Raw genomic sequence first — 7,001 nt, 5'->3', positions numbered from 1 at the left:
CTGATCGGGGCGCCCTATGATCAACGGCGCCATCCGCTTCCACGCCGCGTCGCTCAATACCAAACGGTCCATCACACTCAAGGCGGCCTCCCCAAAAGCAGCCTTGAATCTGATTTGCTCCTAAAAGGGAATCCCTAGAGTCCACACCACCTAGGGTTTGGTGGTCCGTTGAGCTTCCACCGCAACGGTGCTCTCGACGGGCTCGTAAGGCTCCGTCACGCAATTGTCGTCGGCCCCGACCTGCCGGCGATCGAAGATCGAGCCTTCATTGATGAAGACGCGATAGGTCTGCGTCCCCAGCGGCTTGCCGATTACCGATGTCAGCTCGGCGCGTACGCATGCCGTCCAGCCGGTGCCGCGCGGGTCGTGCAGCGGGGCGGAGACCCTCACATGGGTCGGCTGTGAACCGGCCGTGAACACCGAATCCAGCTTGCCCGCGACCAGCCGTTTGACGTCCGGAGGCATCTCGAGCGGCGCCGGCTCGGGGGCCTTGACCTTCAAGGCCTCCGGCCACACCGCATGGCTGTCCGCCAGGCCGCAGCCACTCAATATTAAGGCGGCGCCGGCCAGCAGCGCCGCCAGATGTACTTGTCCCTGTCCCATTCAGCGCATTTAATGTGCCGCCGTCAGGATTGCGCCCCCTGGTGGCGCTGAATTCGCGTGAGGCGGCGCTTTGTCGATCAACAAATGTCGAGCGACAAGTTATCGTTGGGGTAGAGGTATTACCGGATGTTGCTGCGGCGGCGGGGGGAGACAGACTGACATGAAACGCTTCACGGTTGCTGCCGTCATCCTGGCGCTGCTCGCGACACCCACCCTGGCCCAGGGCCGGCGAGGGGGCGGTGGAGGCGATACGAAGACGGAGCAGAAGCCCAAGGTCGACGAGAAGGCCTACAAGGCCGCGCTCGATCGGATCCCCGAGCCCAAGGAGAAATACGATCCCTGGGGTGTCACCAAGCCGGCAGCGGATCCGGCCAAGAAGCCGAAATAGCCGGCCTCACCAGGTCTCGGCGGCCATTCGACATTCGACCGGCGTCGGTCGGCAGCACATTTGCCGCAAGGCATGAACCTTGGCCTGACGGCCTCCGACCCATCTTCGATGTCATTGTCGGAGGCCGCCATGCTTCGCCGTTCGCTCCTCAGCCTGATCGTTCCGGCAGCGATCCTGCTCGGCGCCGTGCCGGCGTCGGCGGAAAACCGGCTGGCGCTGGTGATCGGGCAGTCGGCCTACAAGTCGGTGCCCGCGCTGCCGAATCCGGCCAACGACGCCAAGGCTGTGTCGCAAATGCTGACCGATGCCGGATTTGCGGTGACGGCCGCATCGGACCTGTCGCAGGACGAGATGCGCGCACGGCTCAGCGATTTCGCTGGCCAGGTGGCGGCGAAAGGCGCCGATACCGTGGCGCTGGTGTTCTATGCCGGGCATGGCCTGCAGATCGACGGCGAGAACTATCTGGTGCCGGTCGATGTCGATCCGAAGCGCGAGGCTGATATCCCGATCCAGGCGGTTCGGCTCAACGACGTCCTGAATACGCTCACCTCAGTTCCGAGTCGGATGCGCATCGTGCTGCTCGATGCCTGCCGCAACAATCCTTTCCCGGAGCTCAGCAAGACCGCGGGGCACGGGCTCGCCATCGTCGATGCCAGGGTCGGCGCGCCCGGCACGTTCGTGTCGTTCTCGACCTCGCCGGGAGCGGAAGCCGAGGACGGCAGCGGCGCCAACAGCCCCTACACCACCGCGTTGCTGGCCTCGGCCAAGGAGCCGGGCATCCCGATCGAGGACACCTTCAAGCGCGTTCGCCTCGCGGTGAACAGGGCAACCGACGGTCGCCAGACGCCGTGGGACTCGTCCTCGCTCACCGACGACTTCCGTTTCATGGTGGGGACAGCGGCGTCGCCCGCAGTGACGCCGCCACCGGCCGCGGCCAAACGCACGGTCGACGAATGGAAGCGCGAGTTGCAGGGCAAGCCGATCGAGGCCGCGAATGAACTGATGGTGGTCGATGGCTCCGACGAATCCTATGAGGCCTTCGCCGCGATCTTCGCCGGCACGCCGCGCGGCCTGCAGGCGCGCGACTGGCTCGACCGGCATCGCCGCATGCTAGCGTGGAATAACGCGATCCTCATCAACACGGCGGCGGCCTATCGCGGCTTCCTCGCGCAATATCCTGACACCGACCTGACAGCGACCGCGCGCAAGATGATCGAACGGCTGCGCTACCGTCCCGATCCGGCGCCCGCCGTCGCGCTCAGCGTGCCCGCGACCAGCGTCGCGCTGGCGGCACCAACCTGTCCCTGCAACGCGGCGCCGCCGCAACAGCCGCTGCAGCAGAGGGCCAACGTGCCGGTGAAAAAGCGTGCCGATCCCGATCCGCCGCGGCGCGCGGGCAAGCGCCCGCCGCGCGTCGTCGTTGAGGACGACGTCGTGGTGGTGCGCCGTCCGCCTCCAACCGTGGTCTACGAGCCTGCCGGACCGCCGATCGGAATCGGAATCGGGATCGGCATCGGCGGCGGCGGTGGTGGTTATCGCGGCAACTACGGCGGCGGCTATCGCCGGGGTGGATACTGACGCGACGATCGCGTAAATGCTTTCCCGCATGAGATGCGGCGCCCGGTGATCGCATCCTGGGGGAGGACGCGATGCGGTCGCTGTTTTGCCTGCTTGCCGCGCTGCTGCTGTGTGGTCAGCCGGCGCGCGCCTGGGAGTATTGGGGCGGCGACCGCGGCGGACAACGCTTCTCGCCGCTGACGCAGATCACATCGGACAATGTCGGCAAGCTGCTGCGCGGCTGGGAATTCCGCACCGGCGATCTCGATACTCGCCCGCCCGAGGTCATGAAGCGCACCAAGTTCGAGGTGACGCCGCTGTTCGTCGAGGACAGCCTGATCCTCTGCACGCCGTTCAACGAAGTGATCGCGCTCGATCCCGGCACCGGTGCGCAGAAATGGCGTTTCGATCCGAAGATCAGCATGGCGCAACGGCCGGCCAATCGCTTTGTCTGCCGCGGCGTCGCGTACTGGACGGATGATCGCGCGGCGGAAGGCGCCGCCTGCAAGTCACGCATCTTCACCGGCACCAACGACAGGCGCCTGATCGCGCTCGACGCCAGAACCGGCAAGCCTTGCGCCGATTTCGGCAACGGTGGCGAGATCAAGATCGACGTTGGCATGAAGCTGGAATGGCCGGGCGAGTTTCAGATCACGTCGGCGCCGGTGACGGGACGCGGCGTGGTCGTGGTGGGCTCCGCGATCGGCGACAACCGGCGGGTCGACGCGCCGCTCGGCGCGGTGCGCGCCTTCGATGCGCGAACCGGACAGCCGCGCTGGAGCTTCGATCCGCTCGTGCACAATGGCGTCGAGGCCGGCCACAGCAATGTCTGGGCGCCGATGTCGGTGGACGAGGAGCGCGGCCTGGTGTTCCTGCCGACGACATCGCCCAGTCCGGACTTCTGGGGCGGCAAGCGCCCCGGCAATGACGAGCACGCCAATTCCGTGGTCGCGCTGCGGATCGAGACCGGCGAACTCGCATGGGCATTCCAGACCGTGCATCACGACGTCTGGGACTACGACCTGCCGGCGCAGCCGACGCTGGCGCGGATCGACACCGGCGATGATCAACGCGACGTCGTGATCCAGCCGACCAAGCAGGGCTTTGTCTTCGTGCTCGATCGCGACACCGGCAAGCCGGTGTGGCCGGTCGAGGAGCGCGCGGTGCCGCAGAACGGTGCCGTGGGCGAGAGGCTGTCGCCGACGCAGCCGTTCCCGACCCATGTGCCGCCGCTGCTGACGCAGCGGATGACGGCCGATGATGTCGCCGGTCTGTTGCCGGGCATCGGGAGCCCGGCTTGCGAGAAGCTGTTCGCGCAATCCCGTAATGAGGGCCTTTACACGCCGCCGTCGACGCTAGGCACCGTGATCTATCCGATGACAGGCGGCGGGGTGAACTGGGGCGGCGCGGCGTTCGATCCGGTCAATCAGCTCCTCTACGCCAATGTCAGTCATGCGGCGCACATCGTCACACTGATTCCACGCGACCAGGCCAAGGGCTTCAACCCGCCGCCGGGTCATGAATTCGGCCAGCAGGAAGGGGCGCCGTTCGCGATGTCGCGGGCGCTGGCGAAGTCGGCGGTCGGGTCGCCCTGCAACAAGCCGCCATGGGGCGAGACGGTGGCGGTCGATCTCAAGGCCGGCAAGATCCTCTGGCATTCGTCGGTCGGCACCAGCGAGGATCTCGCGCCGCTCGGCATCGCGCTCAATACCGGCACGCCGCTGGTCAACGGCGTCGCGATCACCGCGGGCGGCCTGGTGTTCACCGGCGCGATGGATGCCTATCTGCGCGCGTTCGATGCCAGGTCGGGAAAGCAGCTGTGGCTCGGCCGCCTTCCGGTGCCGGGCGTCGCCAATCCGATGACCTATCTCTGGAAGAGCGAGCAGTACGTCGTGATCGGCGCCGGCGGCCATTCCGAAGCCGGCACCTCAATCGGCGATAGCGTGGTGGCGTTTCGCCTGCCGCGTCAGGGCGAGGGGGCATCGTTGTGGACCCGCCTGATCGATCGGCCCGGCGGGCGGTTCACCGCCAAGGCTGTGGCCGCCGGTCTCGTGCTCGTCGCCCTCGTTGCGCTGTTGTGGCGCTGGCGACGGAGCCGTCGCTCGCGATCCGCTTAGGTGCTCACCTGCCGCAGGTCCGCGCCGCCAAAATATCGAAAACAACCCCATGCAAAGGTGCCGGCAGCTGCCGGCGTTCGAAAAGCAACTTGACACGTCGGGCAACTCAGGGTTACTTTTCTACTATTCCGAAATGATGCAAGCGTCGCCTCGCTCCGCTAAAGCGCGATGAATTCAGGTTCTTCGCCGCCTCTGACTGGTCCGGTATTGGGTGCAGTCCGGACTTCTCATCAACGATCCTCGACCGCCGCATTTGACCCATCTCCGACATCATCCCTCCGGCACCCCGGCTACGCGCATGCCCTCGCAAAGGCGCTCTTGTCCCGCGAGATAAATAGGATTGTCGCTTATCTTGGCGGCGCGCAAGCGGCGGATCGTAAAGCCTGGGTTGAGCGCAAATCCCGCTTTCGCAGCAGTTCGCGCCTCATCCAGCGCGCCGAGCAAGCCCAAGGCAGCGGCGAGCGAAAAATGGGCAAGAGGATGAGTGCGGTTGGCCTCAATGCTTCGTCGCAGCCAACTGACCGCTTCGGCATCCGCACCGAGATGTAGCTTCGCCGTGCCCACAAAACGCATCAACCGGTTGGCAACGAGATCGCGAGGGGACAGACGAAGAGCCTCGAGTACATGGCCTTCAGTCTCGGTAGGACAACCCATATAGAGTTTGGCTAAACCGATAACGCCATGAGCATAAGCCAAATTGCGATCAAGTGCTAATGCCTGCTCGCATTCGGTAATCCCTTGCGCGGCGCGGTTTGTGTTAATGTAGACGAGTGCGAGTATCAGACGGGCCGCGGCAATGTTGGGAGCTAGTGAAAGTGCTTTGATCGCGTTCGCTTCGGCTGCCGAAAGAAGCGCGGCTCGCTCGTCCGTTAGCAGGTCGGCTCCCACTGTCAGATCGACGTTTGCCATGCCGATCAACGCCCAAATCGCTCCAGCCCCTCGGGGATCGATCACCAAAGCACGCTCAAAAAAGCCGCGCGCCCGGGTCGCGTGCTCAAGGGTCGGCCCATTGTAGAAGCAGGCAGTACCCTGAAAGAACAGGTCTATTGCGTCGGGATGCAGTAACCGCTCCGCTTTTCGTGCCTCGACTACAAAGAGCTGGGCACCTAACGAGTTGGCGAGCCTCGATACGATTTCGTCCTGCATATCGAAAAGATCGGCGACAGGCTTTTCGAAGCGCTCGGCCCAAAGATGTTTGCGGCTTTCGGCATCGGTGAGCTGCACGTTCACTCGAAGCCGCTTGCCGCTGAGCTGCATGGAACCTCCAAGCACGTACCGGACGTTCAACTCGCGGCCGACTTGCCGTACGTCGATTGCTTTGCCCTTGTACGAGAACGCGCTGTTCCGGGCGATTACGAACAAGCCGCTGATGCGCGACAAGTCTGTCGTTAAGTTCTCGGTTACACCGTCGACGAAATAGTTTTGTTCAGGATCGCCGCTGAGGTTGGCGAATGGCAGCACAACGATGGAAAGACGAGGCGGTGAAAGCGCGCTCGATTCCGTGCGGTGAGATCGTGTCGTTGGGCCGGGTTCATCCCAGGTCACGGCATAGGTCCGGACCGGGCGGGTGATGTTTTTGAAGTTTTGATCGCCCAAATCGACGAACTCAACGCCGACCTTGCCTCGCACTTGATCGTAGGCAGAAGACGAGATGCAGATGCCGCCCGACTCTGCGAAACCTTCAAGCCGCGCCGCGATGTTAACGCCGTCCCCGAATATGTCATGGGCCTCGACGATTACGTCGCCGATGTTGACTCCCACGCGGAAGGCAACGCGCCTTTCTTTCTTCTCTTGGATTGTTAGTTCCTTGATGCGGGTCTGAAACTGTATGGCGGCTCGGACAGCCTCAACTGAGCTTGTAAACTCCGCCAAGAACCCATCGCCAGTGTTCTTCACGATGCGTCCGCCGTGTTCAGCGATTGCTGGCACAACAGCGTCCGCCAAGAGCGCTGTCAATTTGGCGTGTGTCGCCTCTTCGTCATCGTGCATGAGCCGCGAATAGCCAGCCACATCGGCGGCTAATATCGCCGACAACCTCCGCTCGACAGGGAATGGCCGCTCCTGCACCATGGCTCTCAGCCCAACCGACGAGATATTGTACGACGGATCGGGAGATCGGGCTACACTGCTAATATCGCCTGATGGCCTCGACCGGACATTCACCACAGCATCGCCGGTATCGGCTTTTGAGAGCGACACCGACCTCGCTATCCCCGCTCGCATACACTGGATTCTCGACTACACGCCCTGTTCTCATCACGCTTTAGTCTTACTGAGTCAGAAAGCCGCGATCTGGAGGGTTGAGAATCGCATATTAAGGGAGATTCAACGTGGTC

General features: G+C 63.7%; 5 protein-coding genes. 3 read left to right on the top strand and 2 right to left on the bottom strand.

From position 1 onward, the window contains the following. Positions 1 to 150: 150 nt before the first annotated feature. Positions 151 to 603, bottom strand: a complete 453-nt coding sequence (locus tag Q2M23_RS42825; RefSeq protein WP_316399395.1) for a hypothetical protein — start codon at positions 601 to 603, stop codon at positions 151 to 153. Positions 604 to 763: 160 nt separating this feature from the next. On the opposite strand from Q2M23_RS42825, the gene Q2M23_RS42820 reads away from it, so the two are divergent. The 3 genes from Q2M23_RS42820 to Q2M23_RS42810 all read left to right on the top strand — a co-directional run bounded on the left by Q2M23_RS42820 (position 764) and on the right by Q2M23_RS42810 (position 4,665). Then, the gene (locus tag Q2M23_RS42820) at positions 764 to 991 is read left to right on the top strand and encodes a hypothetical protein (protein ID WP_016848541.1); all 228 of its coding nucleotides are present in this window, start codon (positions 764 to 766) and stop codon (positions 989 to 991) included. A gap of 129 nt (positions 992 to 1,120) precedes the next feature. After that, complete coding sequence (locus Q2M23_RS42815) at positions 1,121 to 2,569, top strand: caspase domain-containing protein (RefSeq protein ID WP_168854958.1); 1,449 nt, start codon at positions 1,121 to 1,123, stop codon at positions 2,567 to 2,569. Between the two features lie 71 nt (positions 2,570 to 2,640). Beyond that, positions 2,641 to 4,665: a pyrroloquinoline quinone-dependent dehydrogenase gene (locus tag Q2M23_RS42810; protein ID WP_316399394.1), complete on the top strand. Its 2,025-nt coding sequence runs from the start codon at positions 2,641 to 2,643 to the stop codon at positions 4,663 to 4,665. Positions 4,666 to 4,935: 270 nt separating this feature from the next. On the opposite strand, the gene Q2M23_RS42805 is transcribed toward Q2M23_RS42810, so the two are convergent. Further along, positions 4,936 to 6,735 carry an adenylate/guanylate cyclase domain-containing protein gene (locus Q2M23_RS42805; RefSeq protein ID WP_316399396.1) on the bottom strand — a complete coding sequence of 600 codons (1,800 nt, stop codon included), beginning with the start codon at positions 6,733 to 6,735 and terminating at the stop codon, positions 4,936 to 4,938. Positions 6,736 to 7,001: the final 266 nt, after the last annotated feature.

Origin of the sequence: Bradyrhizobium sp. 33ap4 (assembly GCF_032654765.1) — a bacterium.
Classification (GTDB): domain Bacteria; phylum Pseudomonadota; class Alphaproteobacteria; order Rhizobiales; family Xanthobacteraceae; genus Bradyrhizobium; species Bradyrhizobium australafricanum.
Note: the sequence above shows the minus strand (reverse complement) of the source record. Positions and strands in the feature narration are given on the sequence as shown.

Bases quoted from the DNA above. Each gene is read 5' to 3' on its own strand.
- Q2M23_RS42815 (WP_168854958.1), top strand. From the start codon at position 1,121: ATGCTTCGCCGTTCGCTCCTCAGCCTGATCGTTCCGGCAGCGATCCTG.
- Q2M23_RS42825 (WP_316399395.1), bottom strand. From the start codon at position 603: ATGGGACAGGGACAAGTACATCTGGCGGCGCTGCTGGCCGGCGCCGCC.
- Q2M23_RS42810 (WP_316399394.1), top strand. From the start codon at position 2,641: ATGCGGTCGCTGTTTTGCCTGCTTGCCGCGCTGCTGCTGTGTGGTCAG.
- Q2M23_RS42805 (WP_316399396.1), bottom strand. From the start codon at position 6,735: ATGGTGCAGGAGCGGCCATTCCCTGTCGAGCGGAGGTTGTCGGCGATA.
- Q2M23_RS42820 (WP_016848541.1), top strand. From the start codon at position 764: ATGAAACGCTTCACGGTTGCTGCCGTCATCCTGGCGCTGCTCGCGACA.